We start from the raw sequence: 15713 nt of genomic DNA, 5'->3' as shown, positions 1-15713 counted from the left end.
AGCCGTCAGCTTGCTGATAGTTCATGCCTGAATGTTATTGAAATCGACCTTGCAACTTTTTATACTACGGCCGATGCCGCCCGTCAATAATCACTTCCCGGATCCCACCATTAGACGAAAATTCCAGCAGCGACTGCTGCGCTGGTATGCGCGCCATCGGCGCGACCTGCCTTGGCGAAAGACCTCTGACCCGTACAAGATCCTGGTTTCGGAGGTGATGCTGCAACAGACCCAGGTTGATCGGGTCGTCCCCAAGTATAAGCAGTTTCTCCGGAAGTACCCTTCGATCGAGGTGCTTGCCAGCGCCTCGGTGAACGACGTCGAAGCCGCTTGGCGGCCGCTCGGCTACAATATCCGGCCGGTCCGCCTGCACGCTATCGCGCAGGAGACTGTACAGCAACATGGTGGCAAGATCCCGGCCTCCCTGGAGAAGCTTCAAGCGTTCAAGGGGATTGGCCGCTACACCGCCGGCGCGGTGATGAGCTTCGCTTTCCGCAAGGACGCCCCGATCCTCGATACCAACGTGAAAAGGCTGCTGCAGCGGGTCTTCCTTGGTTCGATGAACGGGAACGGCTCCAAGCCGGTGAAACGCCTCTGGGACCTCTCGGAGACCTTGATTCCAAAGGGCAAAGGGTATGACTTCAATCAGGCTATGATGGACTTGGGCGCGCTCATCTGTACCGCCCGCAAGCCCAACTGCTCGATCTGTCCCATGCGGGCGCTCTGCATCTCTTACCCATGGGATAAGGAAAATAAGTCATGTCTGAAGTTGCGCCGACTGTCGAGGTAGCGGCCGGTCTTATCATCAGGGATGGGAAGATCCTCATCGCCCAGCGCTTGAGCAACGTCCATTTGGGCGGGCTCTGGGAGTTTCCCGGTGGCAAGCGGCAAGCCAACGAAAGCTTCGAGGCCTGCTTGAAAAGAGAGGTCATGGAAGAGCTGGGACTGACCATCGCGGTCCACGAGCAGGTCTCCTCCGCCGAGCACCACGATGCTGAGCGCCAGGTCCGACTTCGTTTCTACCGCTGTACCATCCTGGTCGGTGAGCCCAGCCCCCTCGAGTGCGAAGCCTTTCGCTGGATTACTCCGGCCGAGATCAACGCCTTCACGTTTCCGCCCGCCGACCTACCGCTGGTTCAGCAGATTGCCTCAGGTCAGCGTCTCATCGCCTAGCGGCTCCAGTAGCGGCTGTACTCTGAAAGGTAGGACAGAGTTTCAAGACTTGGCATCCGGTCGATAAACAGCTTACCCAACAGGTGGTCGCGCTCATGTTGGAGTACCCGCGCATGGAATCCGGTGGCGACAAACTCAACCGGCCGACCTTCCCGATCAAGCGCCTTCGCCCGCACCTGCTGATAGCGCGGTGTCTGCCCACGGAAATCGATCAGACTAAGGCACCCTTCCCAGTCGTCCTCCAGGTCGGGAGCAAGCGGGGTTACCTCAAGATTGATCAGGACAGTCAGTGGGATGTCCGGGGCGTCAGGGTAGCGTCGGTTGCCCACGGCCTCAATGACGGCAATCTGCTTGGAGACATGGACCTGGGGTGCCGCGACCCCGACGCCTTCGTATTCCCGCATCGTTTCGATCATATCATCGATGAGGCGCTGAATCTCGACCTCCCGAATCGTCTCTGGTCTCACGGGCGGTGCGACCTGCCGTAAGACCGGATGCCCCAGACGCGCCACCTTCAGGATCGGCAATCTACGCCCCCGTTGCTACCAAGGAATCTCTTCGATCCCCGCCTTACGATTGACCGCCCTAGCCAAGGTGAAGAGGAGGTCGGAGAGCCGATTGATATAAGTAATGAGTACCGGCGAGAGCGGCACGTCCCGGGACAATGCGACCATGCGCCGCTCTGCCCGTCGGCAGACAGTCCTGGCCAGGTGGAGCAGCGCGCCGCCCTCTGAGCCGCCTGGCAGGATAAAGGCGCGAAGTGGGCTCAACACGGTATCGTACCGATCGATAATCCCTTCCAGTTCTCGAACCCTTCCCTCGTGGAGGCCAGCCTTCTCGGCCTTCTGCTCCACATGGCCGGTCGGATCGGCAAGCTGCGCGCCAACGGCGAAGAGGTCGCGCTGGATCTGCAACAGCTCTGCCCTGATCGTCTCGTCCGTCAACTTGGCCCTGATCCAGCCCAGGATGGCGTTCAGCTCGTCCACCTCCCCGTACGCTTCGACTCGAAGGGCGGATTTTAAGAGCCTCACCCCGCCGATCAGCCCGGTCTCACCTTTATCACCCTTCCGCGTATAGATTTTCATAATAAGCTTTCAGCAGTCAGCGCTCAGCCGTAGGTCGGGTTAGCATAGCGTAACCCGACAACTCGGCCAAATCCCCAGTGTCAGCACTATTATAGTCGAAGCCGCGAACGTGACAAAACAGTTCTTACGCGATGTCCTGTGCCGTTCTGAGGGAGAAAACGCGGAAAGGCAAGATGGGAATGTAGACCCATGGCGGATGAAGGGGCGTGAATGCCAGGAAAGAGAAGATGCCGGGGCTTAGGCGGCTCTGTCGGGTCGCGCCTTGATTGCTCGCACGATGAGATCGACGTCGCAGTCCAGAACATGAAGGAGGAACAGCAGTTGGTCGATCGTCTTGCGGTAGTTGGTTTGATCCAGAAGGCGATAGAACTGCGTAGCAGACGTTCCAAGCCGACGGATGATCTCCCGCTTTGCAAGGGGGCTGGCCTGAACCCGCTGTTGGGCTTCGATGGTAAGCTTGTATAGAAGCGCATGCCGTAAGTAGCCAGGATTCTGGTTGTATTCCAGGACTTGCTCCAGGTGCACCGTGCCCTCCAGCCCAGACGTGAGAATATAGGTGAACCCTTCCTGGTTCAGTTCCGGGTCCACAAAGACCCGTTTAAGGGGATCCTGGACTGTAGGCTGGGGATCGAGTTTGACGTAGGGGAAGACCAGCATTCCAGTCAAGGTTGTGACCTCAAACACCTTCTTGCGGTTGTTGCCGGCCACCGCCACGATCTTCATAGCCATCCCTCAGACTCAAGTTCTCCAATGAATTCAGCAATCGTATTGAGAGTAATGTTACCTTACACGGTAACACTTGTCAAACGTATCAGGCAGAACACGTGAACGGAACAGGGGATTGAGATGACCCGCGTCTGTCATCTCCACCCTAATGGTCAGGCACCGCTCACACTGTAGTGAACGTATCTAGTGAAACAGCGATGTCGGGAAACTTCGCCAGGATCTGGGCGCCAGATGTTACGAACGGGATGCTCAGGCGCCGCCTGGCCAATGCGTTGAATTCACGGTGATTTGCTGGCATCTGCCTCAGCGTAGGGCTGGTCTGGCCGAAGGCTGAGACTACTCTTGGAGGGTGTGCAGCTGTTCGAGGGAGGCGTTGTCTTCGCCGTCGAGGCTCAGAGCCGTCATGAATTCTCCGATGGCCAGGTCGCGAATGTCTAGCCGCTTGTAGGCAAGTCCCAAGTGAAAGTGAGAGGAGGCAGCCTCAGGATTCTCGGACACCACCTGTGAGAATTCCCGGATCGCATCCTGCCACATCCGCTTCCGCTCATAGATAATGCCAAGGTGGTAATGCACCATGATATGCGTGGGGTCTGCGTCCAGCACCTTCCCGAAACTCTGTATAGCCAGATCCAGCTTACCCAGATGGAAGTAGGACATCGCCATTCGATAGTAGGCCCACGGGTGGGTAGGGTCCAGAGCTAAGACTTTTTTAGCGGCGTCAATGGCGGCGTGGAACATACACCGCCCGTAATACCAGAGGCTGAGTTGAAAATGGGCATCGAGGCGCTTGGGGTCAAGTATGATCACCCGTTGCATCTCAGCGATCGCTTCCTTTACCTGTCTTGTCTGGTGATACTCCAGCGCAAGCTGGTACCGGGCCTCGATGTTCTCGGGGTCCTGCTCGATGGCCTTACGATACGCCTCAAGGACTGTCGGGACTATTTCGTCTTGCATGGCAGTCTTCCTTCTCGCCAGTACAGCCGTGCAGTTATTCTACCTCCGGTCTTCACAGCGGTCAAGGTACCTTAAGAACAACCTTCAGCTATTAGCTGTCAGCTTATAGCTGTTCTTTTGGCGGAAGGCTCTCGATCCGTGTCAGATGCACTCGCGTGGGATAAGGCATCTCGATTCCCTCTTTCTCAAAGGTTGCTTTAATCCGCCGTCTAAACTCCCGCGCTACCTCCCATTGCCTCTGAGGCAGGGTCTTGACCAGCGCCTTGATGGTGACCTGGGACTCGCCGAATGACTCAATGCCGAGGACCTCCGGCGGTTCCAGGATCAGCGGCCCCATCTGCTCATCCCTTGCCAGATCCTGCCCGATCTGCTGCAGTACGCCGATCACCCGATCAATCTCCTCATGATAGGCCACGCCGATGTCCAGGGCCACCCGCGACCACTCCTTCGTCAGGTTCGAAACGATCTTGAGTTCGCTGTTCGGGATAAAGTGCACCGCGCCACTATTGAAATCCCGCAAGATCGTCACACGCAGGTTGAGTTGCTCTACGCGGCCGCTGATCTCACCTGTCTTGATTACGTCGCCCACCGCGAACTGTCCCTCAAGGATGATGAAGAAGCCGGCGATGACATCCTTGATCAGGCTCTGGGCGCCGAAGCCGACGGCCAGTCCCACCACACCCGCGCCGGCGATGATGGGCGTGATGTCCAGCCCGATCTCTCCAAGTCCCATCATCGTGGCGATGATCACGATCACTGTCGTCCCGACGGTCTTGACGATGCCGGCCAGCGTCAGGGCGCGCTTTTCCCGCTCGCTGACCTGATCAGCCCCTTCTACCGCTACGGCTCTGGCAACGCGATCCGAGGCCAGCTTGAGGAGGCGAACCAGCATCAGGCTCCCCGCCACGATAATCGCCAGACGGACTCCGCCGGTCCGCAGCCAATGGAAGGTCTCTTCAAAGGCCCGCGCGTTCATTCCGATACCGTCACCCCCATCTGACCTCTCCACTCTTGACCCGGATCGAGACAGAGGTCCCAGGTGGGCATGGCAGCCACCCCTTGTACGGTTCGTTCGTACCCATCCTCCGATTGCGAGATCGTTGCGACCAGGTGACTGTACAGGATGACGGGATAGTCGAGTTCGACGCGAAGCTGTAGGCTTGGTCCCAGAGTAGACAAGGTAAAGTCTTCGACTCCGGCCGTGCAAGTCGGGGTAGCAAGCGAAGCGCGCTGATGTCCGATAGTGATAAAAGAGGTACCCAAGGCGAGGCCGGGGAGGAAGAAGTTCAACTCCACCCCGAAGCGGATGGCCATGCGATCGCTTCCCCGATTCTGCATCTGGTAGAGGACAGTGAGGCTCCGATTATTCGTGAAGGCATATTCCTTCCGCAGATAAAGCGGATGACTGAGACCTGTCCTGAGCTCTGTCGAAGGGTCGGACTCGGTTCGAACACGTCCCGATCGTTCAAGGACTACGCCACTGGATGTCGGCCTAAAACCCCAGAGGGCGTCGACGAAATCCCCCCGTTCGTCCAGGCGGCCAGCAACCCAGGCAGACAGCGGATCGCAATCAGTAAAAAAGTGGTCGAGGAACGCGGCGCGTTCCCATTGATCGTAGCAAAGCCCGTTCACAAGATCGGCCGGCGCCGCTCGCTGCAGGTCGTGAATCCCAGGGATTCCCTCGTGCGTCTGCCCTTCCGGTTGCGCTGCCGCACGCCTAATCGCATCGTGATAGACCTCCGGGCGACGAGTGAGGGTATTGAGGAGGTTGGCCTCTCCGGCGAAGTCTGTCCACTCCACCAGCCGACCGCCACGATGCGGCTGAATTTGGGCCGAGAAGCGGCTGTCGTGGACCCAGACCTCCGGCGCCCCGTCGCAATCAAGATCGGTTGCCTCCACCCTGAGTGTCTGGCGGCGGCGAATGCAGGCCTCAGCGCGCGCCAGATGTCGCCAGATCTCGTGTCGCAAATGAGGTAGGTACAGGCCGCCAAATATCCCGTGCCAGTAGCTGTCGTTACACTGAGCCGCGAGGAGCTCAAGCCTGGCCTGTTTGGCCCCACGCCCTACCGGCAACAGTCGGTCAAGCGCCAGACCCTTCTTGTGGGCCCGGTTCGCCTCGGGATACCGGACCAGGAAATGCTTCCAATGCCCTCCGCGCAGATTCGGCATGAACCGATCGGCATCGGGGCCGAGACGGCCCTTGAGCTCTTCAAACCGACGCCCCCCATCCGGTCCCAGAGACCATTCCTCCATCTCGATATATGAGCAGGTAGGAAGGTAACAGAGTCCAGCGGGGCGAACACCGTCCAGCGCCTCGCTCACCGTCTGCGACACGAGCCAATCGCCCGCGCCTTCGAGCAGGTCCAGGAACCCCTTCAGCCACCCGTCCCTGTAGACCCACTGCGCTGTCCCAGGCCAGCCGCCGAACTTCTCGCCATCGTCGGCAGCAATGGCCAGCTGCCCGCCCGTCCGCGCGATCCAGCGCAGGTGCGTCTCGATCTCGGTCGGCGGGCGGAATGGGATCAGATATCGGAGCCCCTTATCGATCGGGAAGACGGCCAGCGACTCGCCCTCCGCTTCGGTGAGGTAGTAGTCGTGCAGTCGCTCAGCCTCAAATCCTGACGTGAGAAAAGCTCGGTCATCCATCAAGACATAGGTAATTCCCGCATCTACCAGAGACGGAATAATTGCGCTGTCCCAGATCCGCTCCGTCAGCCACAAGCCGCGCGGCCGAACCCCGAACCGGGACCACATGCGCTCGCTCATCAGCGTGATCTGGGCGACTCGATCCTCGTGCGGAATGGCTGCCAGGATCGGCTCGTATAGTCCTCCAGTCAGGAGCTCCAGTCGGCCGTGCTGGACCAATTCGCCAATGAGGTCAAGGTAATCCGAGGCTCGGCGCTCCAGCCACAGCAGAAGCGGGCCACTCACGTGCAGCGTAAACTTGAGCGCCGGTCTGGCGTGGATGGCCTCAAGGAGGGGTCGGTAGGCTCTGTCCGTCAGTGCCTGGATCACCTCATCAAAATTGCCCAGAGGTTGATGGTTGTGCAGGACAAACAGAAAACGGAGCTTATCCTGACCGGGTTGGTCTGTCATAGCGCAACACCTGTAGCGGGCTTGAGGATCAACCCGGCTAACGGAGGAAGGGTAAGGAGCAGTGAGAATGGTCGTCCATGCTCCGGGATCGGCTCTGCCTCAACGCCCCCACCATTCCCGAGATTGCTGCCACCGTAGATCGCACCGTCTGAGTTCAGCAGTTCCGCATAGTAGCCCCCGGTCGGCACGCCGATCCGATAGTCGTGTCTGGGGACGGGGGTAAAGTTGCAAATCACGACCACAAAGTCATCTGAGTCCTTCGCCCGGCGCAAGAACGAGACGATGCTTCCCTGCCAGTCATGGCAGTCGATCCACTCGAATCCGTGCGGATCGCAATCGACCTCGTACAGAGCCGGCAGCCGTTGATAAAGCTGGTTCAGATCCCGCACCAACCTCTGTAGCCCTTGATGGTAAGGGCCTTCCGTGAGCAGGTGCCAGTCCAGACTCCGGTCGTGATCCCACTCGCGCCACTGGCCGAACTCTCCTCCCATGAACAGAAGCTTCTTCCCCGGATGCCCATACATGAAGACATAGAAGCAGCGCAGGTTGGCGAACTTCTGCCAGTCATCGCCCGACATCTTTCCGAGCAGTGAGCCTTTGCCATGCACCATCTCATCGTGCGAAAGGGGCAGGACGAAGTTCTCGCTGAAGGCGTAGAGTAGACCGAAGGTCAGGTTATTGTGGTGATGGCTTCGATAGATTGGGTCGAGCGCCAGGTACTCGAGCATATCATGCATCCACCCCATGTTCCACTTCAACCCAAAGCCAAGCCCGCCCACGTAGGTTGGGCGCGAGACCTGGGGCCACGCAGTGGACTCTTCGGCAATGGTCATCACGCCGGGATGGTGCTCGTAGACCAGCTCGTTAAAGCGTCTGAGGAAGGCGACCGCCTCCAGATTCTCGTTGCCGCCATAGATGTTAGGGATCCACTCCCCGGATTTCCGGGAATAGTCCAGGTAGAGCATCGAGGCGACCGCGTCCACCCGCAGCCCATCCAGGTGATACCGTTCAAGCCAGAAGAGTGCATCGCCAAGCAGGAAGTTGTCCACTTCCTTTCGGCCGTAATTGAAGGTGAGCGTACCCCACTCGCGATGTTCGCCCTTACGGGGGTCTTCATGCTCATAGAGGTAGGTTCCGTCGAAGTAGACCAACCCGTGCGGGTCGCGGGGGAAATGGGATGGGACCCAGTCAAGGATCACGCCGATCCCGCGCTGGTGCAGGTAATCCACGAAGTACATGAAGTCGGTCGGCGTGCCATACCGGCAGGTGGGCGCGAAGTAGCCGATAGTTTGATACCCCCACGAGCCGTAAAACGGGTGCTCCGTGATCGGGAGTAGTTCGACGTGCGTGTACCCCATCTCGGTCGCATAATCGGCAAGCCGGTGGGCCAACTCCCGGTATGTCAGACAACTATGCCCTTCCTCAGGCGACCGCATCCAGGAGCCCGGATGCACCTCGTAGATCGCAACCGGTCGCTCAAGCCAATTCTGATGCGCTCGCGCTTCCATCCACGACGTATCTCCCCACTGGTAGGCATCGATGCTGAACACGCGCGAAGCGGTTCGAGGTGGCGGCTCAAAGGCGAAGGCGAACGGGTCGGCTTTAAGGGCGAGCGGCTCGCCGGATTGCGACTTGATCTCGAATTTGTACAGCGCGCCCTCTGTGAGCCCCGGGATAAAGAGATCCCATATGCCGTTGCCGGGATGGTTTCGCATCGGATGGCGACGGCCGTCCCATTTATTGAAGTCTCCGACGACGCTGACTCTTTTGGCATTGGGAGCCCAGACCGCAAAACCGACTCCGGACACGCCATTGAGGGTCATCAGGTGGGCCCCTAACTTTTCATAGTTTCTGAGATGGCTACCCTCACCCATCAGGTACAGATCATAGTCACTCAAGGTCGGGGGAAAACGGTACGGGTCCTCGATCTCGCATCCCTGTCCCTGCCGATCCATGACACGCAGCCGATAGGGAAAGAGGACGTCCCGCGTCGGAACGACGATCTCGAAGAGACCATCTGGGTGTACCAGCTCCATGGGTTGGTCCTCGCTCACGCCATCAGGATGGACGAACGTCGCCTCCAGGGCATCAGGGAGAAAGGCGCGCACGACGACGCATGGCTCCGGGGCGGCGTGCATCTCATGCGGGCCCAGCACAGCGAACGGATCACCGTGCGCACCCCGGACGATCGCCTCGATCACCTCAGCGGCAAGAGTGGAAGGCATTTATGTAATCTCCTGTCATTTTGCGCAACATGGTCCCAAAGATAACATCATCCTTGCCTTCATTTCAATCGCTGTTCCTGTCCCAAGCAAGCAAGGGTGAACGATAAACGCAAGGAAGCGTTAGATGCATGACATGAGGAGGGCTGACGAGGAAAGCGGACAGGCGCCTGCCGGGGCATTCTCAATTGTTGTGCGTCTCGCTCTTATTCGCTTGCCGCAGACGTGAGAGTAAAAGCAGTGACGATAGGGTTATGCGACGTTTTGCATCTTGTTCGCGAAGTCGCGGCCCGACGTCTGCGGAGGAAGAGGCTTGCCATCCTTGTGATAGAGCGCAATCGCTTCCTCGACCACTTGGCACAGCTCCTCGAAGACTGCCTTTTCATCCGAACCGTGGCATCCACCGTAGATGAGCCCAGGTGAACTTCCGACGAAGCACTGATCCTCCTCCGACCACTCAACGATTTTCGCGTATCGTGCGCTTTCCTTCATGACTTTGACTCCTCTGTGGCCCGCCGCACGGCGCGGACTTGATAGTGCTTCGCGTCGTCACCAGGCGCCCCGGATATTGTAATCGGTTTAGCAACCTTCGGGTGAACAAAGTTTCTGTGACTCCCTTGCCCGCCTCGATTGACGAACCCCGAGCGCTCAAGGTCGGCAATGAGTTCTCTGACTTTCGGCGGCACCAGTTCACCCCGTACTGTTACGTCGCATAACGCGAAGTTCAGCGGCCCGCCGGCCACATCACCAGTCGATCAGTGCAAGAAGCGCGAGGGCGGGTCCGCTGGAACGAATGTTAGGCATGCCCCGTGGCACCTGCTGTGCCGTTGGGGTTGGCTGTATCGTTGGTCTGTTCCGATCCGATGAGCGGCCAGCAATTGCCCCCGGGTCACGCTCTTGAAACTGCCGGCTTGCGCTTAGAGGTGATCTTGGCGTCGTTCTCCTGCGACTGCCAGCTTGGCTATCCACGCTTCTGCCTCTGATATGGCTCGTTCCCACTGCCCCGATTTCCCCATGGCCGAGAAGGTTCTCAGACTCTCTGCTCGGGACTGATATACCCTGAGCGCAAGATCCTGACGTCCTCCTCTTGCGTAGATCACGCGCAACCGGCGGTAAGGAAAGTCACCGATGAACCAATCGGACACGTTCTGCTCGTACATCCTGATCGCTTCGGGCGTCAGCTTTCGCGCTTCCAGCTGTTTCCCGAGAATATTCCTCTCGACCATTGCGCCGAAAAGACTTCCCTCTGCTCGACTAGCACTTATTCGCTCGTTCGTCGTGTAGATCTCCGGATCGAGCCCGAGAAGGAGTTCACAAATGAGCCCCAAAGGAACACCGGCGAAGTTCTGCTGTTCAGCCCATTCACGTATTCTCTTTTCGTCTAGACCCTTCGGGATCACGACCTCATGCCGCATATCTTCGATTCCTGTCATTACTCAACGAGTCAGTGTTGTCACTGGTGACGCTCCGCTCCCCAGCCAAGGGCCGATATCTATGCCTACGAGGGTGACTAAAACGCCGGGATAATCAGGATCATTTGGCATTCTCAGACCGCATTCCTTCACGATGGCAGCTCTTACATACTGTCTCGTGAAACTTTTTCGTGTTTCGCCATTTACGTACCACCGAAGGTTGTCGTTGCAGCTCCCCTGCGGACGGTTCAGGCGATTGGGAAGACCACGGCATTGGAAGAAAGTCGTGCAGTCCAAATGTCCAGTCAACGGCTACGGATAGCGGCGAAATAGGTTCTGATTTCAGCGGAACCGGGTAATTGACGAGAAAATGAAGAGTCTGCTCCGGTGAGAGGTGCGAGACACCCAGGCGATTGGCAGCCGAAGGGGTGAGTGCTCCACCCGACCAATCCTGGTTGCACTGCAGTCGATAAGCATCGATCATTGCCTTGCCGACGTATATTCCGGCTTTCTCGTCGGCGAGAAACTCTCCGTATGCCACACCTACTCGTAACCTGGACCAGTCCCAAACCATCGTCTCGAACAAGAGCCAAGCAGCTGTCTCCACTAGATTTTCGTTTGTGTGGTCCTCGTCGTCAAACGCGTACAAGAGTACAGTATCGGAAAACCAAGCAAAGCCGATTTGCCGCTGGTTCTGAAACTGATCCAATATAGGAGCAGAATTAGGAAACTCTTCCTGCTTCATAGAATGGTAGATGGCCTTACTCAGGTAACCCAGAGAATTGTCGATTACCTCTTGTAGGGGATGGGTATTGACCATGTCGGAAAAACCGAGGATGTCGCAAACGGCGACCATTCTGTTCTGAACCATATATCCCTTCCAGAGACCCGCCTAATTATGTAAGCTGATCAGTCTCTCGACCAGCCATTCTTGAAGCTGGCCAAAACTCTATAGCCTTTTCTGGTACTTAACAAGACATTTGTCTGAAGGCGGACGACGGCAAACGCTGCACCTGTGTCAGCCTACCAAGGCTTCCGACAGTGAACTACCCCGCGGTAAGCCGCGGGCAATCGGCCTGCGTAAGCCGTCTGGTATACCATGAAAAAGGAATACCTGGTATTTGATTTTCATGGTATAGTTCTTCTATGGTCCAACGGTCTCACATCCTCTCGCAGGTCCGGCGCGCCCTGTCGCGCAGCCGCGTGGTCTCGCTTATCGGGCCGCGCCAGTGCGGGAAGACCACGCTTGCCCGGCAGATCGTTCCTTCGGATTCGCTCAACTATTTCGACCTCGAAGACCCGGCAAGCCTTGCGCGTCTGGCTGAGCCGATCACCGCGCTGGCAGATCTGCGCGGGGTGGTGGTGATTGACGAGGTGCAGCGTCGGCCGGATCTCTTTCCGGTCCTGCGGGTGCTGGCCGACCGGAGGCCGCTGCCCGTCAGATTTCTTATTCTCGGCAGCGCCTCACCCGTGCTGCTTCGTCAATCTTCAGAATCGCTTGCGGGGAGGCTCGAGACGGTCCCGCTTTCAGGCTTCAGTCTCGCCGAGGTCGGGGTCAACGCGCTGACACGTCATTGGCAGCGTGGCGGCTTCCCGCGCTCGTATCTCGCCCGTTCGCACGCGGACAGTTTGGCTTGGCGACGTCAATTCATCCAGACGTTTCTTGAGCGGGATCTCCCGCAGCTTGGCGTGACCATCCCCGCGCCCGCGTTATGGCGGTGTTGGACCATGCTCGCGCATTACCACGGTCAGCGCTGGAATGCGGCCGAGCCGGCCAGATCGCTTGGGGTCAGCGAACCGACCGTCAGACGCTATCTCGATCTGCTGACGGGGCTGTTCATGGTGAGGCAACTGCACCCCTGGCATGCAAACCTCAAGAAGCGCCAGGTCAAGGCGCCGAAGGTCTATCTACGGGATAGCGGCCTGCTGCACCAGCTTCTCGGCATCAAGACGGAAAGGGACCTATTAGCGCACCCCAAGTGCGGTGCATCGTGGGAAGGGTATGCCATCGAAGAAACACTCAAGGCTGTGCAGCCGGACGAGGCGTACTTCTGGGCGACACATACCGGCGCCGAACTGGATCTTCTCCTGTTCAAGAACAGGCGGCGGCTTGGCGTGGAGGTGAAGCGAGCCGATGCGCCCACCCTGACGCCGTCCATGCGCATTGCGCTTCACGATCTGCAACTCGACCACCTCACCGTTCTATATCCTGGTACAAGACGGTATGCGCTGGCCGAACGGGTGGATGTGGTACCGCTCGCGGCCCTGGCTACGGGCGACATGGATGCCCTGTTCCCGCATAGGGGCAAGTCGACTAAGGGACGGGACACAACGACCCGCTTAACATAGCCCATCGTGCAGGTCCCTCCCGATGCCTGCGGGCTGGGCTCCCGTTGGTAACACCTGTAATGGAAAAGGCATAGCCTCCCGAGCGAACTACAGCGGCTAGGGTCAGGCCCTGGGAGCGGGGTGGGGTTCGTCATCTGTTCTTCTGTGAGCCATTTGGGCAAAGTGTGACTGTGGTCGGCCAGGAGTGAGCATGTTATGATAATACGATATTATTGGTTATACGAGTCGTTCAGAGGGGGCTGAGAATCGATGTTGGAACAAGACCCGGTCGTTTCATTCCGTGCCGGCGAAAAGGTCCAGGGGGGCCTGAATGCGGCGCAGCAGGCGGCGGTCATCCACGGCGATGGCCCTTTGCTCATCATTGCGGGCGCCGGGACGGGGAAGACCACGGTGATCGCTCACCGGATCGCCCACCTGATCAACAGCAGGCGAGCCAGGCCGGAGCAGGTGCTGGCGCTGACCTTCACTGAGAAAGCGGCGGCGGAGATGGAGCGGCGTGTGGACCTGCTGGTCCCATACGGGTTCACCGATACCTGGATCTCCACCTTCCATGCCTTTGGAGACCGCGTGCTTCGGGAGCATGCCCTGGTGTTGGGCTTGAGTCCGGACTTCCGCCTGCTTACGGTGCCGGAGCAGGTCATCTTCGTTCAGGAGCATCTGTTCGAGCTTCCACTGGACTATTTCCGGCCGCTCGGCAGTCCGCTGCGGCATGTGCAGGCGCTGCTCCAACTGTTCAGTCGAGCCAAGGACGAGGATGTCGGCCCCGAGCAGTATGCGAGTTATGCGGAAGAGCTGGCAGGTCGAGCAGCGGCCTCTTCCGATGATAAGGCGCTGGCGGAGCAGGCGAAGCGCGAGGCGGAGATCGCCAGGACCTACCGGCACTACCAGGAGCTGATGGCGCGGGAAGGGAAGTTGGATTTCGGCGACCTGATGACGCAGACACTCAACTTACTTCGGGAACATCCGCTGGTGCTGCAACGGTTACAGGAGCGGTTCCGGTATATCCTGGTCGATGAGTTCCAGGATACCAACTACGCCCAGTTTCAGATTGTGAAGCTGCTGACGGCCTCCCATCGGAATGTGACGGTGGTGGGGGATGACGACCAGTCGATCTTCAAATTTCGAGGCGCCTCGATCAGTAACATCCTCAGCTTCCGCCGGGAGTTCCCTGAGACGGAGACGGTCGTCCTGGCGGAGAACTATCGCTCGACGCCGAGCGTCCTTGATGCCGCGTACCGTCTGATCCAGCACAACAACCCTGACCGCCTGGAATACCAGGAAGGCGTCGACAAGCGCCTGAAGTCTTGCAATGGTGACGGCCCGGCCGTTGAGAGCGTGGTCTTTCAGACCTATCAGGAAGAGGCCGACTGGGCAGCCGGAAAGATCGAGGAGCTGATCGAGGCGAAGGCGTGCGCGCTGAGCGATATCGCCATTCTGGTTCGGCGAAACAGCGATGCCGACCCATTGCTCCGGGCGCTGAACATGAAGGGAATCCCCTGGAGCTTCAGCGGGGCGAAGGGTCTGTACGACAGGGATGAGATACGTCTGGTGATCTCGTTCCTTCGCCTCCTTGCCGACCCATACGACTCCCTGAGTCTCTTTCATTTGGCTGGTTCCGATATCTACGGGATGCCGGCTGCCGACCTGACCCTCTGCAACGCCCACGCGCGCCGGAAGCATCGCAGTCTCTATGAGGTGTTGCTCGATCTGACGAGGCGGCCGGATGCCGTACCGGAGCTTTCCGGGGTCTCGACTGAAGGGATCGCTGCTGCCACGGCCCTCCTGAGCGACCTGCATCGTTATCTGGACAAAGCGGCTCGGGAGGTAACGGGACGTATCCTGTATGAGTTCCTGATGGAACAGCCTGGCTACGGCAAGCGACTGCTGCATTCGAATTCCTCACGCGATCATCAGCGGGTCAGCAACCTCGCCGCATTCTTTGGCCTGGTTCAGCGATTCGGCGAGGTGGCGCCCCAGGACCGCGTGGTCGGCTTTGTCCCGTATCTGACGATGCTGATCGAGGCAGGCGAGAACCCGCCCGTCGCGGAGGGCGAGGCAGCAGAGGAAGGAGTAGCCGTTCTGACGCTGCACAAGGCCAAGGGTCTCGAATTCGAAGCAGTCTTTCTCGTGGGCCTGGTCGAGAAGCGGTTCCCCTCGATCGATCGGCGAGAGGCGATCCCACTTCCCGATGAGCTGATCAAAGAGACGTTGCCGTCCGGCGACTTTCACCAGCAGGAGGAGCGACGCCTATTTTATGTCGGCATGACTCGGGCCAAGAGGTACCTGTTCCTCACGCGGGCGAAGGATTACGGAACAAAGCGGGAGTGGAAGCGCAGCCGGTTCCTGGCTGAGGCGCTGGCGCTGCCGAAAGAAGAAGAGGAGCAGCCCTGGCGCGGGACGGCAGAGGCGGTCATCGGTCGATACGCGCCGCCGCCCCAAGTCGTCATTGATCTTGCGATCCGGGCCGACACCCCGCTCAGCCTCTCCCACTATCAGATCGACGACTATCTGACCTGCCCGTTGAAGTACAAGTACGTCCATATCCTGCGGGTACCTGTGCTCAGGGAGCATACGATCATCTATGGCGCCGCGCTGCATCGGGCCGTTCAGGCGTATAATACTCAACGCCTTGCCGGGCAGATAATGTCGCTTGAAGATCTGATCGAATCGTTTGAAGCCCACTGGGTTAATGAGGG

Annotated in this window: 15 protein-coding genes; 4 read left to right on the top strand and 11 right to left on the bottom strand. The window is 58.7% G+C overall.

Going from position 1 to position 15713, the window contains the following annotated elements; translation table 11 throughout:
- Window positions 1-49: 49 nt before the first annotated feature.
- Together PHV01_RS03980 and PHV01_RS03975 are read left to right on the top strand one after the other, a co-directional pair.
- Complete coding sequence (locus PHV01_RS03980) at window positions 50-790, top strand: A/G-specific adenine glycosylase (RefSeq protein ID WP_337289848.1); 741 nt, start codon at window positions 50-52, stop codon at window positions 788-790.
- Window positions 760-1173 carry a (deoxy)nucleoside triphosphate pyrophosphohydrolase gene (locus PHV01_RS03975; RefSeq protein ID WP_337289847.1) on the top strand — a complete coding sequence of 138 codons (414 nt, stop codon included), beginning with the start codon at window positions 760-762 and terminating at the stop codon, window positions 1171-1173. The genes PHV01_RS03980 and PHV01_RS03975 overlap by 31 nt, the downstream gene beginning before the upstream one ends.
- On the opposite strand, the gene def is transcribed toward PHV01_RS03975, so the two are convergent.
- The 11 genes from def to PHV01_RS03920 all read right to left on the bottom strand — a co-directional run bounded on the left by def (window position 1170) and on the right by PHV01_RS03920 (window position 11539).
- Window positions 1170-1700 carry a peptide deformylase gene (def, locus tag PHV01_RS03970; protein WP_337289846.1) on the bottom strand — a complete coding sequence of 177 codons (531 nt, stop codon included), beginning with the start codon at window positions 1698-1700 and terminating at the stop codon, window positions 1170-1172. The genes PHV01_RS03975 and def overlap by 4 nt on opposite strands.
- 15 nt (window positions 1701-1715) lie before the next feature.
- Window positions 1716-2258 carry a cob(I)yrinic acid a,c-diamide adenosyltransferase gene (locus tag PHV01_RS03965; protein ID WP_337289845.1) on the bottom strand — a complete coding sequence of 181 codons (543 nt, stop codon included), beginning with the start codon at window positions 2256-2258 and terminating at the stop codon, window positions 1716-1718.
- A gap of 237 nt (window positions 2259-2495) precedes the next feature.
- The gene (locus PHV01_RS03960; RefSeq protein WP_337289844.1) at window positions 2496-2987 is read right to left on the bottom strand and encodes a hypothetical protein; all 492 of its coding nucleotides are present in this window, start codon (window positions 2985-2987) and stop codon (window positions 2496-2498) included.
- Between the two features lie 333 nt (window positions 2988-3320).
- Entirely contained in the window at window positions 3321-3938 is a 618-nt protein-coding gene (locus PHV01_RS03955; protein ID WP_337289843.1) for a tetratricopeptide repeat protein, read from the bottom strand.
- Between the two features lie 103 nt (window positions 3939-4041).
- Window positions 4042-4914, bottom strand: coding sequence for a mechanosensitive ion channel family protein (locus PHV01_RS03950; RefSeq protein WP_337289842.1), 873 nt, complete (start codon window positions 4912-4914; stop codon window positions 4042-4044).
- Window positions 4911-7034, bottom strand: coding sequence for an alpha-amylase/4-alpha-glucanotransferase domain-containing protein (locus PHV01_RS03945; RefSeq protein ID WP_337289841.1), 2124 nt, complete (start codon window positions 7032-7034; stop codon window positions 4911-4913). The genes PHV01_RS03950 and PHV01_RS03945 overlap by 4 nt, the downstream gene beginning before the upstream one ends.
- Window positions 7031-9259, bottom strand: coding sequence for a 1,4-alpha-glucan branching protein GlgB (gene glgB, locus PHV01_RS03940; protein ID WP_337289840.1), 2229 nt, complete (start codon window positions 9257-9259; stop codon window positions 7031-7033). The genes PHV01_RS03945 and glgB overlap by 4 nt, the downstream gene beginning before the upstream one ends.
- Window positions 9260-9508: 249 nt before the next feature.
- On the bottom strand, window positions 9509-9748 hold the full coding sequence (locus PHV01_RS03935; RefSeq protein WP_337289839.1) for a hypothetical protein: 240 nt from the start codon (window positions 9746-9748) through the stop codon (window positions 9509-9511).
- Window positions 9745-9942, bottom strand: a complete 198-nt coding sequence (locus tag PHV01_RS03930; protein WP_337289838.1) for a type II toxin-antitoxin system HicA family toxin — start codon at window positions 9940-9942, stop codon at window positions 9745-9747. The genes PHV01_RS03935 and PHV01_RS03930 overlap by 4 nt, the downstream gene beginning before the upstream one ends.
- A 231-nt stretch (window positions 9943-10173) precedes the next feature.
- Entirely contained in the window at window positions 10174-10671 is a 498-nt protein-coding gene (locus PHV01_RS03925; protein WP_337289837.1) for a hypothetical protein, read from the bottom strand.
- 118 nt (window positions 10672-10789) lie between these two features.
- The gene (locus PHV01_RS03920) at window positions 10790-11539 is read right to left on the bottom strand and encodes a hypothetical protein (protein ID WP_337289836.1); all 750 of its coding nucleotides are present in this window, start codon (window positions 11537-11539) and stop codon (window positions 10790-10792) included.
- Between the two features lie 275 nt (window positions 11540-11814).
- On the opposite strand from PHV01_RS03920, the gene PHV01_RS03915 reads away from it, so the two are divergent.
- Window positions 11815-13017, top strand: coding sequence for an ATP-binding protein (locus PHV01_RS03915; RefSeq protein WP_337289835.1), 1203 nt, complete (start codon window positions 11815-11817; stop codon window positions 13015-13017).
- 249 nt (window positions 13018-13266) lie between these two features.
- The coding region (locus tag PHV01_RS03910; protein ID WP_337289834.1) for an ATP-dependent DNA helicase at window positions 13267-15713 on the top strand (2447 nt) is incomplete at its 3' end.

This window comes from Candidatus Methylomirabilis sp. (assembly GCF_028716865.1).
Taxonomy (GTDB): Bacteria; Methylomirabilota; Methylomirabilia; order Methylomirabilales; family Methylomirabilaceae; genus Methylomirabilis.
The sequence above is the reverse complement of the archived record's forward strand: the minus strand, read 5'-3'. Positions and strand labels throughout refer to the sequence as shown.